We start from the raw sequence: 15,888 nt of genomic DNA, 5'->3' as shown, positions 1-15,888 counted from the left end.
CCATCAGCGGGCGATCAGATCCGGAAATTGAGCAAGGCACTGCGCCGACACCAGCGCTTGAGCCATTCGGTCACCCGGTTACTGGGCAGTCGGTTGAGTTCGCGCAGGATCTCGCTGGCCAGCCCCGGGTTGAGCTTGTCGTTATAGACAGCGCCAATCAGATTGGCCTCGGCACGGGTCAGTTTATCCACCGCACTTTGTACCACGGTCGTCGGCGTAACCCCCGCCAGCACCACCAGCAGCGCCCCTTCACAGGCACCACACACCTGATCGGCCGGAATATTGCCCCGATTGAGGGCGGTGAGCGGCGAGGTATCGAAGATCACCACATCGTAATGCTCCAGCCAGCGAACCAGCAGCTGACGCAAGGTATCCTTGTTGCGAAAAGCCATCAGATCCTTGCCCGGCGCCGGGAGCAGAGACAAGGAACGGCCAGTGGCCACCGGCTCGGGCACATCATTGGGCCCCCATGCAACCGCAGGGGCACGGCCGGGGTGATAGAGGTTGAGATCCACCAGCAGGGTACGTAGCCCATCCGCCTCCGAGCGCCTTGCCAGCGCATCGCAGATGGAGCTCACCCCCTCTCCCCCTTCCGACGAGGTGACCGCCAGCGAGCGGATCCCCCGGGCGACCGTCGCCGCGTAGAGGGATTCGAGCTCCAGATATTGAATGGGGATGCTCATATCAAAGCGTCCCGACCAGGGCCACCACCGAGATCGTGGTCAGGATGTCGCGCATGCCATCCATGAAAATGGCCCAGTTGCTGCTCTTGCTGTCAGGGATAAATACGGTGTCCCCTGCGCGCAGCACCGGCAACTGGCTAAAGTCGGGCTCTTTGGCAAAGCCGTCGAGATCGAAGCTGCGGGCCTGATCCCCCTGACCACTGGTGGCCATGTTGATCACCACAATCTTCTTGATATAGGCGCTGCTGGTCGGGCCACCCGCCTCGGCCAGCAGATCCAGCAGGGTCATGGAGGAGTCAAAGCGGTAGCGACCCGGGCGGGCGATCGCTCCCAGCACCCGAATGGTGTTCTCCTTCGGCTCATCGAGCCAGGGGCGATTCTTCTCCGGCAGGTAGATGGAGTCACCGGGCAGCACCTTGGGCAGCAAGGTTTCATCGCCGGTTTCAAAGTAGAGGGCAAGATCGAGCTTGCTGACCCGCGCCGTGCTGCCACTGCGATGGGCGATGCGCACATTGCGCAGATCCGCCGCCGCAGTCGGACCATCGGCGGCCGACAGGATGTCGATAAAGCCCATCTGCTCATTGAAGGCATAGCGACCGGGGGCCCCGACCTGACCGAAGATATAGATGGAACTGTCCGGTGACTGGCGCACCCATTGGGACTTGTTGTCACTGGGATCGGTGGGCAGCTCGGGGATCATGATGGTGAATCCGGCCCGGATCTTCGGCAGGCTGGCCAGCGCCCCCCCCTGATGGAGAAACTTGTCCAGATCAAACAGGGTTGGCGTGGCCTGCCCCCCTTCGGCGGTCAGGATCTGCACCTTGGCGATATCGGCCCGCTCGTTGGGGCCACCAGCGTGGGCGATCAGATCCAGCAGCGACATCTCGTCAGACCATTCATAGCGGCCCGGGATCCGCACCGCCCCCATCACCATCACCGCCCGTCCGGGCGCCACTTTTAACCAGGATTTCTCGTTAATGTCGGTCTTCTCCGGCACAAAGATGGCATCACCGGGTTTGACTTGGGGCAGCGCCTTTTGCATCCCTTCGGTATAGGCCTGCAAGTCGATGGGTTCGATCGTGCCATCGGTGCGGAGCAAACGGATCTGGCGACTCTCGGCATAGCGGGTCGGGCCACCGGCATTGGCCAGAATATCGAGGAAGGAGTCCCCTTCCCGCCCCTCATAGGCGCCGGGTTTGAACACCTCGCCCATGATGTAGATGGTGCGTGCCCCCCGTTTTATCTGCTCTTCATCCTTGGGCACGAAGATGGTGGCGCCCGGCGCCAGATTGGGCAGCAGCTTGTTGTTGCCGGAGTCGAGATAGGCTTTGAGATCGAACAGTTCGGGGGCATCACCATTGATCACCCGGATCCGCTCCACCCCGGCAAAACGGGTTACCCCACCTGCCCGCATCAGCAGATCCACGATGGAGTTGCCACTCTTGAAACTGAAGGCGCCGGGGCTGTTGACCTCGCCAAACACCTTGATCGCCTTGCCGGTATCGCCATCCCCGCCTGCCGCCAGGGTTGCCGCATCAAAATCTATTTGCACGTTGCCGATCAGCGGAGAGGCGGGTACGAACACCACATCGAGGGATTGCAATGGCGGCAACACGCTGGCATCGCCGGTATCGAGATAACGCTTGTAGTCGAAGCTAGATACCGTGCTGCCGCGCCGCACCTGCATGTTGTTGAGCTGGGCACCGGGCACCAACCCGCCAGCGGCATCGAGGGCCATCTGCACGTTGCCATCGGGCGCCAGATCATAACTGCCGGGTTTTTTGACATAGCCCATCACGCTGATCAGCAGCCGCTTCTCCAGCAAGGTGACGGTCAATTGAGAGAGGTTGTTGTAAACAGGTTTGAGGGCGGTGCGGATCAGCTCATCCGCCTGTTGCAGGGTCTTCCCCCCCACCACGACGTTTCCAACTTCAGGCAGTGCAATCTCCCCCTGCTTGTTGATCTGGAAAGGCTGATCAAAAGCAGGCTCACCGGGTTGCACTATGGCCAACCGATCACCGGGAGCCAACAAGGTGGAGGCCAGTAACGGGCAGGTGAACAACAGCAAGAGAACACAGATCAATCCTTCGAGAGCGCCCCGTTTCATAGACATCCTTTTCGTCTGTTACGTCTGCCCCCATTGGCGTAAGGGGAGCCCTGACCAATCAGCACGACAGCCATCCGCTGTTGTCTGTTGCAGCCGCAAACGTACTTGTTGTAGTGATTGTGCCAACACGGTCTGACGCCAGGCTACATCCGACCAGAGCCGTCCGTGCATATCCCGTTCGATATCAATACGTTGAGATTGTAGTCGTTTCAACTCGGCAGGCATACACCCCTGCAGACTCGCTTGCTTTAATTCCGTCAGCTGCAAGTCGAGTTCCTTCTGACGCTCATCATAACGAGACCAGACCCGCCGTTCATCCTCATTGACCGGAATACGGGTGGGTCTTGCCTCTGCCATGCCGCCATACCCCTCCGGCGGCCACTGCGCACAACCCGACAGCAGAATAGACGAGAGCAGGATACCAAAGCGTTTCATGATGCAGCGGCCATCATGCCACGGGAACGCATATAGGCCTTGATGCTCTCATGGCAGGGGATCACCCGGTCGATATGCAGCATCTCCAGCAGGTCATGAGGTTGACCGGGTCCACAGACAAGGGCCATCTGATGCCCGTTCATAATCAATCTTTTATAGAGAAATACCAAGGCTCCGATCCCCGATGAGTCGATAAAATGAACATCGCTGATATCGGCCAGGATATCTCCCGGGTGGGTCGAGAGGGTTTCAAACAACGGGCGGAGCTCACTGACGGCCATCGCGTCAAACTCGTTTTCCAGTACCACTACCTGGATATCATTAAGGGTGTAAGTCATGCTTTCCATCGCTAGCTCCTTGTCGATTCTCAGACTATTTGCTGTCACGGCATTCAGCACGCTGCAAATGTTATGCCGGGCAGTGCCACGGCACTTGTTCTCCAAATGATACTCTTTGTGCCTTATTCACCGACACCCACTCCTCGTTTTGATTGCCAAATTGCAATTAACCTCCCCCGCACGTTGCAAACTGCAATTCACCTTGGCCGAGATCGCCAGATAACAGGCTAAATGGCTGATAATTCAAGCCCATTAGACTGGGCCCGATTATTGCTTGCCTTTGGACACACCTCACAAGCCACCGTTGGCTCGGCCCCCCATGCCGCCATTTTCCAGGAAGGAGAGATCATGAAAACAGGCCTTTACATCGCACCACTGTTGGCAGCCCTTTGCGGCACCGCATACGCAGCCCCCTCCCCTGACAGCGCCGTGTTGAAGGTTGAAGGCGCCATCAGCAGCCCCACTCATCAGGCTCTGGCCCTGTGGGACAGTGCCATGCTGGATCAACTGCCGGTACACGAAATCAAAACCCATACCCCCTGGTATGACGAAGCCAAGACTTTTCGCGGCCCGCTGCTGCAAGATGTATTGGCCAAGGTCGGGGCAACCGGCAAACAGCTCACCATTACCGCGCTCAATGACTACTCGGTACAGGTGCCGACAAGCGATGCCCAGCAGTATCGGGTCATCCTCGCCCGCACGATCAATGGCAAGCCACTGTCGGTGCGTGACAAAGGGCCGCTGTTCCTTGTCTATCCGTTCGATCAATATCCCGAACTGCAAAACAAGCTCTATTACGGTCGGGCTATCTGGCAGATCAGTGCGATAAAAGTGGAGTAGATCCCATCATGCGTTCCATGGCGGCCAGTCAACGTTTCTTGTTTGTGGTGCTTTGTGTGTTGCTCCTAGCCTTTGCCGGTATTGGTACCATCCAGTACCGACAATTTCAGGATCTGCAGCGCAGTACCAGTCAGGGCGAAGACAACGTGATGTGGAACTATTTCCAGCTCTATAACGAAGCGCTGCGTTTTCAAAGCTCGCTGCTCCATGAGTCGCAACCGACCTTCCAGCTCAGATACGATATTCTGGTCAGCCGCATGGATCTGGTGTTGGAGAGCAAGGATCGCAGCCTGCTTCAGCAAACAGAGATCTACCAGCAGGCAAGCAAAGCCATTCGATCCTACATCTCTCTGGCGGATATCTGGCTCGGCCCGGAAGCCACCAAGCCGCTGGACAATCTTGCCCATCAGGAGCTGCGCCAACAGCTTGCCTCCCTGCTTCCCCTGCTCCATCAACTGACTCTGGAGGTGAACCAGCAGGCGACCCTGTTTGATGTGGCACGCCGCGACAGCGTGAGGGAGCAGATCATCACGACGACTCTCATCGCGACCCTGCAATTTGCGCTGCTCTTTGTGCTCGCCCTGCTGATCTGGCGGCAAATGAATATCTCGTTTCTGCAGCACAAACTGATGCAGCAGCTCAATGACAAACTGCTGCGGGCAAATCAAGCGGCAGAGGCAGGCACAAGAGCCAAAAGCAGCTTTTTGGCCAACATGAGCCATGAAATTCGCACCCCCATGAATGGCATTCTCGGCATGCTCTCACTGCTGGCCGACCGGGATATGGACCCGAGGGAGCGAGACTATCTGGAGACGGCGCGCGAATCGGCAAACCATCTGCTCGGTCTGCTCAACGACATTCTGGATGTATCCAAGCTGGAAGAGGGCAAGATCGAGCTGCAACTGGCCCCCCATCACTTGCCCCAGCTGCTGGAGGATATCCGGGCCCTGATGCAGAGCAACTGCGATGCAAAAGGGATCAAGCTGACCCTGGCTGTTGCCCCCGATACGCCGGAGTGGTTGATGATCGACCCGCTGAGGGTGCGCCAGATCCTCTTCAACCTGGTGAGCAATGCCATCAAGTTCACCCATCAGGGGGAAGTAAAGATCCATGTTGATAGCACCCTGTTGGAGCAGGATCGCCACTCGATACGCATCTCGATCCAGGACACCGGGATCGGCATGAGCAAAAGTCAGCTAAAGAACCTGTTTCAACGTTTCGCCCAGGCGGATGTCTCGATCACCCGCCAATATGGCGGATCTGGCCTGGGACTTGAAATATCCCGTAACCTCGCACGTCTGATGGGCGGCGATATCTCGGTAGAGAGCAGCGAGGGACATGGCAGTACTTTTACCTACATCTGGCCCGCCAGAGCCACGATCCCCTCGATTGTTTGCCTGCCGTCCAAGCCGCTGGATCAGGAGAGCTATCGCATCTTGCTGGTTGATGACAATGCCACCAACCGCAAGGTGATCGGCGCCATGCTCGACTCCGTGGGCCATCAGGTCACACTGGCCGTTCAGGGAGAAGAGGCGCTGGAGAAACTGGGTCACACCGAATTTGATCTGGTGTTGATGGATGTCCAGATGCCAGTGATGGATGGTCTGGTGGCCACCACCCGGATCCGCACCTCCCAAATGCCTTGGGCAGATATTCCCATCATCGCCCTGACGGCGGATGCGATGCCGGAATCCAAGCAATACTATCTTTCCCATGGCATGAACGGGTATATCACCAAGCCCATCAATAAAGAGACGCTGCTAAGCGAGATAAACAGACATATTTCCCATGGTCGGCTTAAATACAACGCAGCCATGCGTGTCACCAAGCAATAAAACCGCGGATTCCGGACTACTGATTGCTCATGTGGGGCAACATTGACCTCTGCAGGCAACTGAATGGGCTTGGGTCTGGAATGCACACAGGCAAGCAGCTTCGCAACAGCTGCACGGGCCGTCGGCTTGTCTCGGGTATGCAGGGATTTTTTGATCTCTTTACGACGACCACATGGGAGCACTGTCACCTTGCGGTAGTACCAGATACCTTGAGGACTGAGCCAGAGATTCACAGAGAAGACTCCTGATTCATCCACACACAGTGGATTACCAAGAGGTCTGAAGGGGGCTATTAGCTGTAACTTATTGAATTGCAGAAAAAAGTGGTGGCCCTACCAGCCACATCCCGGCACTCGAGTCCCCCGCCTTGGCTGCTACCTTCCGGTCCTGACCAGGTCGACGGGTTATCAATGCGAGAGGACCAATAGGACCACCGGCGAGGAGAATAGGCAAACTGGGCGTTCAATGCAACGGCTTTCTACCCTCCAACAGATCGTTTGCCTTATTTTTCAACAAACTGGCCAAGGGTTCAGCTAAACAGCATAAATTTCGCCCCCACCAGCAGCATCAGCAGAGCAAATGCCTGCTTGAGGCGTCTTGGTGACAGGCGGTGTGCCAGCTTGGCACCAAGGCGGGCAAACTGGGTACTGGTCAGCACAATGCCGAGCAGCGCGGGCAGATAGATGTAGCCCACACTCCACTCGGGCAGATCGGCATGACCCCAACCCGCATAGAGGTAGCTGAGGCTCCCCGCTAGCGCGATGGGCATGCTGCAAGCTGCAGAGGCCGCTACCGCATTGCGCATTGGCACCGAGTTCCAGCTCAGATAAGGGACGGTCAGCGAGCCACCGCCAATACCAAACAGCGCTGACATCCAGCCAATGATGGTACCGGCGATACCTGTGCCGAGCGCCCCCGGCATATGGCGCTCCGCTTTGGGTTTAAGGTTGAGCCCCATCTGTAGCGCCATGCTCCAGGCGAAACAACCGATGATGATATTGAGGGTGCTGGTGCTGAGCAGATTGGCGGTCATGCCGCCAAGCCAGCCCCCGATCAGCATGCCGGCGCCGAGTCGGCGGATCATCACCCAGTCGACGGCGCCCGCCTCCCGGTGGGCCCGCAGCGAGCTGAATCCGGTAAAGATCATGGTGGGCAACGAGGTGCCAAGGGCCAGATGAGTAATGATTTCAGGGTCGATGCCCTGGGCGCGAAAAGTCATGACCAGCACGGGGACAATGATAAGACCGCCGCCGATCCCGAACAGTCCCGCCAGCATACCGGCAAAGGCGCCCAGCAGGAGGTAACCCATAAACAGCATAAAAATTCCTGTGTTAAACAAAAACTGGCCAACACGGCCGGGCAACTGTGGATATCAGCATGAAAAAAAAGAGATGGCGCGAGGGCCATCTCTTCATTGTGCCGGTTAGTGCAGTGGAATGGTACCGTCCATCACCTTGTAGAAGGCCAGCACGGCACAGCCAAGCAGGGCCGCCGTCATCCCCTGCTCCAACCGGTTAAGGCCGCGCAGACCGTGATGCTGACGCGCCTTCCAGTAGATGAAGATGCCCGGACTATAGAGCAGCGCCACCAGCAGCAGGTACTCCACACCGGCAGCGTAGACCAGCCAGCAGCCGTAAACCGTCGCCACCAGAGCCAGCAGTAGGTCACGCTTGCGTTGATGAGGTTGACCCTGATAGGTCTCCCCTTTCAATGCCAGCTTCAGGCCATAGGCACCGGAGAAAACGTAGGGCACCAGCGCCGCCGAGGTTGCGATGTTGACCAGCGCCAGATAGGTGCTGCTCTGGAAGTAGATGATGATCAGGAAGATCTGCACCAGACAGGTAGAGCACCAGAGGGACACCTGCGGCGAGCCGTTTTTGTTCTCCTTGGCAAACCAGCCCGGGAAGACGCCGGTCTTGCCTGCGATATAGGGCACTTCAGCGGCCAGCACGGTCCAGCTGAGCAGAGCACCCATTACCGACACCACCAGACCGATGTTGATAAGCCAGGCGCCCCAGGGGCCGACCACGGCTTCAAGGATCATGGCGGTCGAAGGGTTCTTGAGCGCCGCCAGTTGCGGCTGGCTCATGACACCCAGCGAGAACAGGGTCACCATCACGTAAAGCGTCAGGGCGCCGAGCAGCGCCAGCACGGTGGCACGGCCCACATCCTTGCGATGACGGGCACGGGCAGAGACCACCACGGCCCCTTCAATCCCGATAAAGACCCAGAGGGTCACCTTCATGGTGGACTTGACCTGATCCATCACGGAGCCCAGCTCCATGTTGTTCTGGCCCCAGATATCCAGAGTGAAGGTATCCATGTTGAAGGCCAGCAGGATCGCAACACAGAAGACGATGAGCGGCACCATCTTGGCGATGGTAGTGACGATATTCACCAGTGCAGCAACCTGTACCCCGCGCAGCACCAGCGCATGCACCGACCAGATCAGGATGGAGGCCAGCGTGATGGCCACCGGCGTATTGCCGTCACCGAAGATGACGTTGTCAGGCGTATCGAAGAAGTAGCTCAGGGCGCTGAACACCACGATGGCGTAGGAGACGTTGGCCAGCAGTTGGCAGAGCCAGTAACCCCAGGCGGCGTTGAAACCGATAAAATCGCCGAAACCGGCTTTGGCATAGCTGAAGATACCGCCATCGAGATCAGGGCGGCGCATGGAGAGGTTCTGATAGACCAGCGCGAGACAGATCATGCCAAGACCGGTGATGGCCCAACCCAGGGCGACCGCCCCGGCACTGGCATGCGCAGCAATGTTTTGTGGCAGACTGAAGACCCCGGCGCCGACCATGGAGCCGATCACCAGCGAAATGAGGGCGCCCAGCCCTAGTTTCTTGTCCATTTCAATCCTGTTTATTTAGGCGGCGGCAGAGCGTCCGTATTCATACTGCGCGCAATATGGGAGGGGCTGGGAATCCTGACCCCGTGAAAAAGGCGGCAACTATATTGCATGACTATTCCGACCGCAATCCCTCGTCCCGTCAATCATGCACCGCCTTGACCGCGCGCAATTTTACAGCACTGGCCCATATGGCCTGTGAGCTGGCTCAAATTAACCAAGACCCATTGATATTTCTCATTTTTCTGCCAACGCAACCTGACTCGCATGGTTCCTATGCATCGCCATTCAGGCACTCTCTGTATAAATAATCTGCATAAAAAAGCCCCGGTGGAAACACCGGGGCCCATTATGTAAATCTGTCCCGTCCTGAATATGGTTTACACCTTTCCCCCCAATAAATGGAGAACCCGATGGGACAAGGTGTGAAACGGACACAGCGCGATTACTCGCTGACTTTTAAACTGGCACTGGTCGAGCAGATTGAAAAAGGCGAGCTCACCTACAAACAGGCTCAGGTGCGTTATGGTATTCAGGGCCGCTCCACCGTTCTGGTATGGTTGCGTAAACATGGTCGGCAAGATTGGAGCCAGGGGGCTTCTGTGCGTGCCGGCAGGAGCATCAACATGCCTGACCCCGACAACCAGACACCCGAACAGCGCATCAAGGAACTCGAGCAACAGCTGGCGCTGATGAGTCAGAAGGCCCAGTTCTTTGAGGCCGTCGTCGATGTACTGAAGAATGACTACGGCGTCTCCATCGTAAAAAAGCGACCCGGCAAGTCCTCTCGCAACGGCAAGTCGAGAGGCTGACCATTGTCAGGGCTTGCCTGTTTCTGGGGATAAGCCGGCAGGCTTACTACAAGCGCAATCGGGTCGCCGACGAGCGCCATGCCCAAGGATTGCAGGTGGTGCGCTTTGTGCGTCAGGTTAGACTGCGACAACCTCGGGTCGGTACCCGCAAGCTGCATTATCTGCTGCTGGGTCAGGATGATGGCGGGCTCAAAGTCGGGCGTGACAGGCTGTTTCGGATATTGGCCGAGCACCGCTTGCTGGTGCTGCCCAGACGGGCGTATCACAAGACCACCCACAGTTTTCACCGTTTCTACCGTCATCCCAACTTGCTCAAGGCGGGGCCAGAGCAGGTCACGCCGGTGGCCCCGGAGCAGGTCTGGGTCGCAGATATCACCTATCTGCCAGCCAGGAGCGGGCCGCTGTACCTGAGCCTGGTGACGGATGCGTACTCACGCAAGATAGTGGGCCATCACGTGCACGAAGGAATGCATGCCGAATCGGTGGCAATGGCGTTCAAGAAAGCGCTGAAGCAACGACGTGGCGGCGGTGAACTCATCCATCACTCGGACCGCGGCGTGCAGTATTGCTCGGGACTGTATCAATCATTACATGAACGGTACGGGGTGAAATGCTCGATGACGGATGGGTATGACTGTTACCAGAATGCGTTGGCGGAGCGGGTGAACGGGATTTTGAAAGGAGAGTTATTGCTGCAAAGCCCGCAGGATTTGACGCAAGCGCGGGAAATGGTGCGTGAAGCAGTGGATATTTACAACGCGGAGCGGCCGCATCATGCGTTGAAATACAGAACCCCCGATGCGGTGCATAGGGGGTTCTGAGTAGAGAAATGCTAGTTGAAAATGTGTAAACCTATTTCAGGACTAGACAATCCCTATAAACGCAAACCGCCATCCAGTTCTATCATCCTTCCCGACAGATAGTCGTTGGCAAAAATAAAGCTCACCGTCTCGGCCAGCTGCTGCGCCTCGCCAAGGGTGCCGACCGGAATGGCCTGCTGCATCCGCGCCATCGCCTCCGGCTTCATCGCCGCCGTCATGTCGGTGGCAAACACCCCGGGGGCAATCCCCATGACCCGAATGCCATGGCGCGCCAGCTCCCGCGCCCAGGTCACCACCAGCGAGGCAACTCCCGCCTTGCTGGCGGCATAGTTGCTCTGGCCAATATTGCCGGCGCGGGCGATGGAAGAGATGTTGATGATAACGCCCCCCTGCTCCCCTTGCGCCATCAGCGCCGCCCCTTCACGACCGCAGAGGAAGGTACCTGTGAGGTTGACGTCAATCACGCTCTGCCACTGGGCCAGCGTCATCTTCTCCACCAGCTCCCCCTCTTTCACCTTGATCAGCATGCCATCGCGCAAAATGCCGGCGCAGTTGATAAGACCGTGCAGCACGCCAAAACGCCCCTTGATGGCAGCAAAAACCGACTCAACCTCGGCTTCGCTCGCCACATTGCAGACAAACAGCTCGCACTGGCTATCTTGATCGCACTGATCATTCTGACTGCGCACCAGGGCTGCGGTCACCTCCAGATCGGCGCGATTGATGTCGAGCAGTGCCAGCGTCGCCCCCTGTGCGCCCAGGGCCAGCGCAATGGCCCGCCCCAAGCCACGTCCTGCGCCGGTAATAACGATGACCTTATCTTTGATATCCATCAATGCTCCTTGTAGCTGGTCGAAGGGAGATGCCTTGAAGAGAGGTGGCCCGTCAGGCGGGATCCTGTTTATCCAGATAGAGTTCGACGATGCTGGAGAAATCGCGGCTCCCCTGCCCCTTAGCTGCATGCAGGTTGAACAGGTTACGCGCGAGCGCCCCCATGGGCACAGCGCTGTGGCCATGCTCGGCCAGCGCCATGGCCAATCCCAAATCTTTCACCATCAAACGGGTCATAAAGCCCCCCTGATAGTTGCGGGCGGCAGGGACATTCTCCATCACCCCGGGCCAGGGGTTGTAGCGCTCCAGACTCCAGTTGTTGCCGGAGCTCTTGCCCATGATGGTGGAGAGCACGGCGGGATCCAGTCCCTCCTTCACCCCGAGGGCCAGCGCCTCGGCGGTACCCGCCATATGGATCGCAAGCAGCATGTTGTTGCACATCTTGGCAATCTGCCCGGCACCCAGCGTCCCGGCGTGAAACAGGTTCTGCCCCATGCAGGCGAGCAGAGGTTTCGCCGACTCGAAATCTGCCGCGTCGCCGCCAACGATAAAGGTGAGCGTCCCGGCGGCCGCACCGACGACACCGCCCGATACAGGGGCATCGATAAAGCGCAAACCACGGGCGCGGGCTGCCTCCCCGACCTGACGGGCAGAGTCGACATCGATAGTGGAGCAGTCGATCACCAGTGCACCAACCGGCAGGGCTGCCAGCAGATCCAGCCCCTCAGACAACCAAAGGTCGCGCACATGCTCCCCCGCAGGTAGCATGCTGATCACCACCTCGCAGCCGGTCACCGCCTCTCGGGCATCCCCCGCTGCGATACAGCCAGCGGCGATGGCGCGCTCAATGTTTTGGGCAACCAGATCAAACACCTGCACCGTGTGCCCGGCCCTGGCCAGATTGGCCGCCATGGGGCCCCCCATGTTGCCGAGCCCGATAAACCCTATCCTTGTCATCCCGCTTGCTCCTTGCGTTGCTGATGGCGGCGTCCGCCGGTTGCCAACCTGTTATTCCTTGCAGGCCAACGGATTGCGCCCCTGAGGCCAGCGATAGAACTCATTCAGCCACTCCCCCTCCGGTGGCAACTGTTGCCAGCGGGGATCTTTATCCTTGTCGATCAGCAGTGCCCGCACCCCTTCCACAAAATCCCCCTTCAGCACGCAGTTGACCGAGAGGGTCAGCTCCTCGGCAAATACCTCTGCCAGTGAGTTGCGGCGAGCCTGCCAATATTGACGCCACAAAATGGCGCGGCTGATGGGGCTGCCGGTGCGGCAGAGCTGCTGCGCCTGCTGGAGTAACGTCTCCTGTTCATCGAACTGAGCTTCGAACAACCGCGCCAATACCCCTTGCAACGTGCGCCCCGCCAGCAGGGCATCGATCCTCTGTTGATGGGGCAGCAGCACAGGCGCTGGCAAGCGGGCCGCCACCTCACCATGCAACCCCGTGAGCAGCAGATCGATCTGCTCACGGGGATCACCACTGCCAGTCCAGTCGAGCACGGCGAGGCGTGACAACAGCGCACTGCGCTCGCCACTGGCGATGGCGTGATCCGCCAGCCCAATACCGATGGCATCACTCCCGTTGAAGCGGGCGCCAGTCAGACCAAGCCAGAGCCCCAGCCGCCCCGGCATCCTGCTTAAAAACCAGCTTGCCCCCACGTCGGGGTAGAGGCCGATGGTCACCTCCGGCATGGCGAACAGGCTCTTTTCGGTCACCACCCGAAAATCGGCACCGGCAAACAGGCCAATGCCGCCCCCCATGCAGATACCGTCCGCCACGCAGATCAGGGGCTTGCGGTAAGAGTGGATGTGGTGGTCGAGCCGGTACTCCTGCTCGAAAAAGTCGCGGGCATATTCGAACAGTTCCGATCCGCTCGCCTCCTGCTTGCGGTAATAGAAGGAGCGGATATCGCCACCGGCACAAAATGCCTTCTCACCCATCCCCTGCAGCAGTACACAGACGATGGCGGGATCCTGCTCCCAACGGGTCAGCGTCTGTTGCAGGATCTGGATCATCGGCAGGCTCAATGCGTTGAGAGACGCAGGGCTGTCGAGGGTCAACACCCCGACCTGATGGCCATCTTCGGTGGGATAACAGCTAACCTTGACCGGCTCACTCATAAACGGCTCCGTATGGATTTATTCTGTTGGGCCATATTGCCAGCGCGGTAAGCGTTTCTCCAGGAAGGCGGCCACCCCTTCACGCTGGTTGGCATCGCTAAAGAGATCGAGAAACAGCGCTCGCTCAAGGGGCAAGGCGGCATCCCGCGGGCCACTGCGGCCCTGATTGATCAGGGTTTTGCAGGCGCGCAGGGCGCTCGGGCTCTGGCGCTCCACCAGATGGGCCATCTGGTGCGCGGCCTCCCACGCCTGACCGGTTTTCACCACCTCCTCCACCAGCCCCATCTCGTAAGCCAGCGAGGCACTCACCTTCTCACCGCAGAGGATCATCCGCTTGGCCCAGCCCGGCCCCACCAGCTCGGTCAAACGCTGGGTGCCACCGGCACAGGGAAGCAAGCCCACCGAGGCTTCCGGCAGTCCCAGCAACGCCTGCTGCTCGGCGATGCGGATATCACAGGCCAGCGCCACTTCCAGGCCACCGCCCATGGCATAACCATTGATGGCGGCGATACTGACGCCATGAAAACGGGCCAGCGCCTCGAAGGCCTTGCCAAAGGCCTCGGCTACTTCGCGGGCCAGCTCGACATTCCCCTCGACAAACATATTGAGGTCGGCACCGGCGCAGAAAAATTTGTCGCCCGCACCGCGGATCACCAGCGCCACCACATCGGGACGACTGTCGAGCTCCACCATCATCTGCAAAAAGGCCTGCAGGCTGGCGAGGGTCCAGGTGTTGGCAGGGGGATGGTCTAGGGTGATATAGGCCACGTGGCCATGATATTCGAGTCTGATCCTTGTCATAACATTGTCCTTGTCGATGAAGCTGCCGCCATGATGACAGGCTTGAATGACGCCAACCTGTGGCTGGCTCACAAAGCCGAAACCGGCATGGTGCAATCGGGTGGCAGGCAACACACCCTTGATGCGACCACCGGTTAGCCCAGCGTCAAACCGGGATCGGTCAGCATGCGGCGCGCGATGATGAGTCGCATCACCTCGTTGGTGCCCTCCAGAATGCGGTGTACCCGGGTATCGCGCAGGTAGCGCTCGAGCGGATACTCGCGGATATAACCATAGCCGCCAAAGAGTTGCAGAGCCTCATCACAGATTCGATAACCCACATCGGTGGCAAACCGTTTGGCCATGGCACACCAGGCACTCTTGTCGGGTGCCCCGCGATCCAGCTTGTCGGCGGCCTGACGTACCAGCAGGCGGGCGGCAGCCAGCTCTGTCGCCATATCGGCCAGGCGAAACTGCACGCTCTGGAATTCGCTGATCGGGTGACCAAATTGCTGGCGCTGCTGCACATAGGCCAGCGCATCGTCCAGCGCCTGCTGGGCGGTGCCCACCGAACAGGTGGCAATATTGATGCGCCCCCCATCGAGGGCCTGCATGGCGAACTTGAATCCTTCCCCCTCTTCGCCCAACCGATAACAGGCAGGAATGCAAACCCCGTTGAAAACAACCTCCCGGGTCGGCTGGCTGTTCCAGCCCATCTTCTCTTCTGCCTTGCCATAGCTCACGCCGGGGGCATTAGCCGGCACCATAAAGGCAGAGATCCCCTTCGCACCTTCACCACCGGTACGGGCCATCACCACCAGCACGTCAGTGCTGCCCGCTCCCGAGATAAAGACCTTGGTTCCCTCGATGAGGTAGCTATCACCCTCGCGAGTGGCTCGGGTCTTGAGCGCCGCCGCATCGGAACCCGCACCCGGCTCAGTCAGGCAATAGGAGCCCAGCAGCTCACCGCTGGCCAGTTTGGGCACCCACTCCTTGGCAACCTCGGTGGGCAGCCAGCTGCCCAGCATCCAGCTCACCATGTTGTGAATGGTCAGATACGCCGTGGTCGAGGTACAGCCCATGGCGAGGCGTTCGAAGATGAGGCTCGCATCGAGGCGCGGCAGCCCCAATCCGCCAAACTGCTCTGGGGTATAGAGACCACAAAAACCTAGTCCGGCCGCCTGCTTGATGGTCGGGATCGGAAACTCATGCTCCTTGTCCCAGCGCGCGGCATGGGGTTTGAGCGCCTCATCGGCAAAGGCGGCGGCTGCCTCTACATACGCCTGTTGATCATCGTTCAGGGTAAAATCCATCTCGTCGTTCGCTCCCTTGTTGCCCCGCGCTTATTTTCCTGAGTTAGTGCTTTATGACGCGGCGCCCACACACTGGTCATTCGGATCTGCCACTATGGCGCTGTCGTCGTAGTAG

Annotated in this window: 14 protein-coding genes and 1 other RNA gene; 3 read left to right on the top strand and 12 right to left on the bottom strand. The window is 58.8% G+C overall.

All coding sequences use genetic code 11. The features are described from left to right. Positions 1-14: 14 nt before the first annotated feature. The 4 genes from I6L46_RS05440 to I6L46_RS05425 are packed head-to-tail and all read right to left on the bottom strand — an operon-like array spanning position 15 to position 3,572. Positions 15-683: a tyrosine-protein kinase family protein gene (locus I6L46_RS05440; RefSeq protein WP_042083492.1), complete on the bottom strand. Its 669-nt coding sequence runs from the start codon at positions 681-683 to the stop codon at positions 15-17. A 1-nt stretch (position 684) separates the two neighbouring features. Continuing rightward, a complete protein-coding gene (locus I6L46_RS05435; RefSeq protein WP_005360128.1) occupies positions 685-2,790 on the bottom strand; it encodes an SLBB domain-containing protein in 2,106 nt (701 codons plus the stop codon). A gap of 18 nt (positions 2,791-2,808) precedes the next feature. Next, positions 2,809-3,225 (bottom strand): hypothetical protein, encoded by a 417-nt coding sequence (locus I6L46_RS05430; protein WP_005351415.1) that lies wholly within the window; start codon positions 3,223-3,225, stop codon positions 2,809-2,811. Beyond that, positions 3,222-3,572, bottom strand: a complete 351-nt coding sequence (locus tag I6L46_RS05425; RefSeq protein WP_005333409.1) for an STAS domain-containing protein — start codon at positions 3,570-3,572, stop codon at positions 3,222-3,224. The genes I6L46_RS05430 and I6L46_RS05425 overlap by 4 nt, the downstream gene beginning before the upstream one ends. A gap of 339 nt (positions 3,573-3,911) precedes the next feature. Here I6L46_RS05425 and I6L46_RS05420 point away from each other — a divergent pair, with 339 nt between their 5' ends. Together I6L46_RS05420 and I6L46_RS05415 are read left to right on the top strand one after the other, a co-directional pair. Continuing rightward, positions 3,912-4,403 (top strand): molybdopterin-dependent oxidoreductase, encoded by a 492-nt coding sequence (locus I6L46_RS05420; protein WP_216977571.1) that lies wholly within the window; start codon positions 3,912-3,914, stop codon positions 4,401-4,403. Between the two features lie 8 nt (positions 4,404-4,411). After that, on the top strand, positions 4,412-6,238 hold the full coding sequence (locus tag I6L46_RS05415) for an ATP-binding protein (protein WP_216977570.1): 1,827 nt from the start codon (positions 4,412-4,414) through the stop codon (positions 6,236-6,238). A 330-nt stretch (positions 6,239-6,568) separates the two neighbouring features. On the opposite strand, the gene ffs is transcribed toward I6L46_RS05415, so the two are convergent. The 3 genes from ffs to arcD form a co-directional block, all read right to left on the bottom strand. Further along, an RNA gene (ffs, locus tag I6L46_RS05410) (signal recognition particle sRNA small type) lies at positions 6,569-6,665 on the bottom strand. A gap of 102 nt (positions 6,666-6,767) precedes the next feature. Next, a complete protein-coding gene (locus I6L46_RS05405) occupies positions 6,768-7,556 on the bottom strand; it encodes a sulfite exporter TauE/SafE family protein (protein WP_064336211.1) in 789 nt (262 codons plus the stop codon). Between the two features lie 105 nt (positions 7,557-7,661). After that, positions 7,662-9,098 (bottom strand): arginine-ornithine antiporter, encoded by a 1,437-nt coding sequence (gene arcD / locus I6L46_RS05400; RefSeq protein ID WP_005336921.1) that lies wholly within the window; start codon positions 9,096-9,098, stop codon positions 7,662-7,664. 410 nt (positions 9,099-9,508) lie between these two features. On the opposite strand from arcD, the gene I6L46_RS05395 reads away from it, so the two are divergent. Further along, positions 9,509-10,728, top strand: a protein-coding gene (locus I6L46_RS05395; RefSeq protein WP_216976789.1) for an IS3 family transposase whose coding sequence is annotated in 2 segments (ribosomal slippage) — positions 9,509-9,857 and positions 9,857-10,728 — 1,221 coding nt in all. Because the reading frame shifts where the segments join, the coding sequence is not laid out codon by codon here. Between the two features lie 53 nt (positions 10,729-10,781). Here the strand turns inward: I6L46_RS05395 and I6L46_RS05390 are convergent. From I6L46_RS05390 to I6L46_RS05370, 5 genes are all read right to left on the bottom strand, one after another. Further along, positions 10,782-11,561, bottom strand: a complete 780-nt coding sequence (locus tag I6L46_RS05390) for an SDR family oxidoreductase (RefSeq protein ID WP_216977569.1) — start codon at positions 11,559-11,561, stop codon at positions 10,782-10,784. 52 nt (positions 11,562-11,613) lie between these two features. Continuing rightward, positions 11,614-12,516, bottom strand: coding sequence for a 3-hydroxyisobutyrate dehydrogenase (gene mmsB / locus I6L46_RS05385; protein WP_216977568.1), 903 nt, complete (start codon positions 12,514-12,516; stop codon positions 11,614-11,616). 51 nt (positions 12,517-12,567) lie between these two features. After that, the gene (locus tag I6L46_RS05380; protein WP_216977567.1) at positions 12,568-13,680 is read right to left on the bottom strand and encodes an enoyl-CoA hydratase/isomerase family protein; all 1,113 of its coding nucleotides are present in this window, start codon (positions 13,678-13,680) and stop codon (positions 12,568-12,570) included. 18 nt (positions 13,681-13,698) lie between these two features. Further along, the gene (locus I6L46_RS05375; RefSeq protein ID WP_005345131.1) at positions 13,699-14,481 is read right to left on the bottom strand and encodes an enoyl-CoA hydratase; all 783 of its coding nucleotides are present in this window, start codon (positions 14,479-14,481) and stop codon (positions 13,699-13,701) included. A gap of 134 nt (positions 14,482-14,615) precedes the next feature. Continuing rightward, the gene (locus tag I6L46_RS05370; protein WP_216977566.1) at positions 14,616-15,773 is read right to left on the bottom strand and encodes an acyl-CoA dehydrogenase family protein; all 1,158 of its coding nucleotides are present in this window, start codon (positions 15,771-15,773) and stop codon (positions 14,616-14,618) included. Positions 15,774-15,888: the final 115 nt, after the last annotated feature.

Origin of the sequence: Aeromonas sp. FDAARGOS 1416, from assembly GCF_019048085.1 — a bacterium.
Taxonomy (GTDB): domain Bacteria; phylum Pseudomonadota; class Gammaproteobacteria; order Enterobacterales; family Aeromonadaceae; genus Aeromonas; species Aeromonas veronii.
This window is presented reverse-complemented; position numbering and strand designations above follow the sequence as displayed.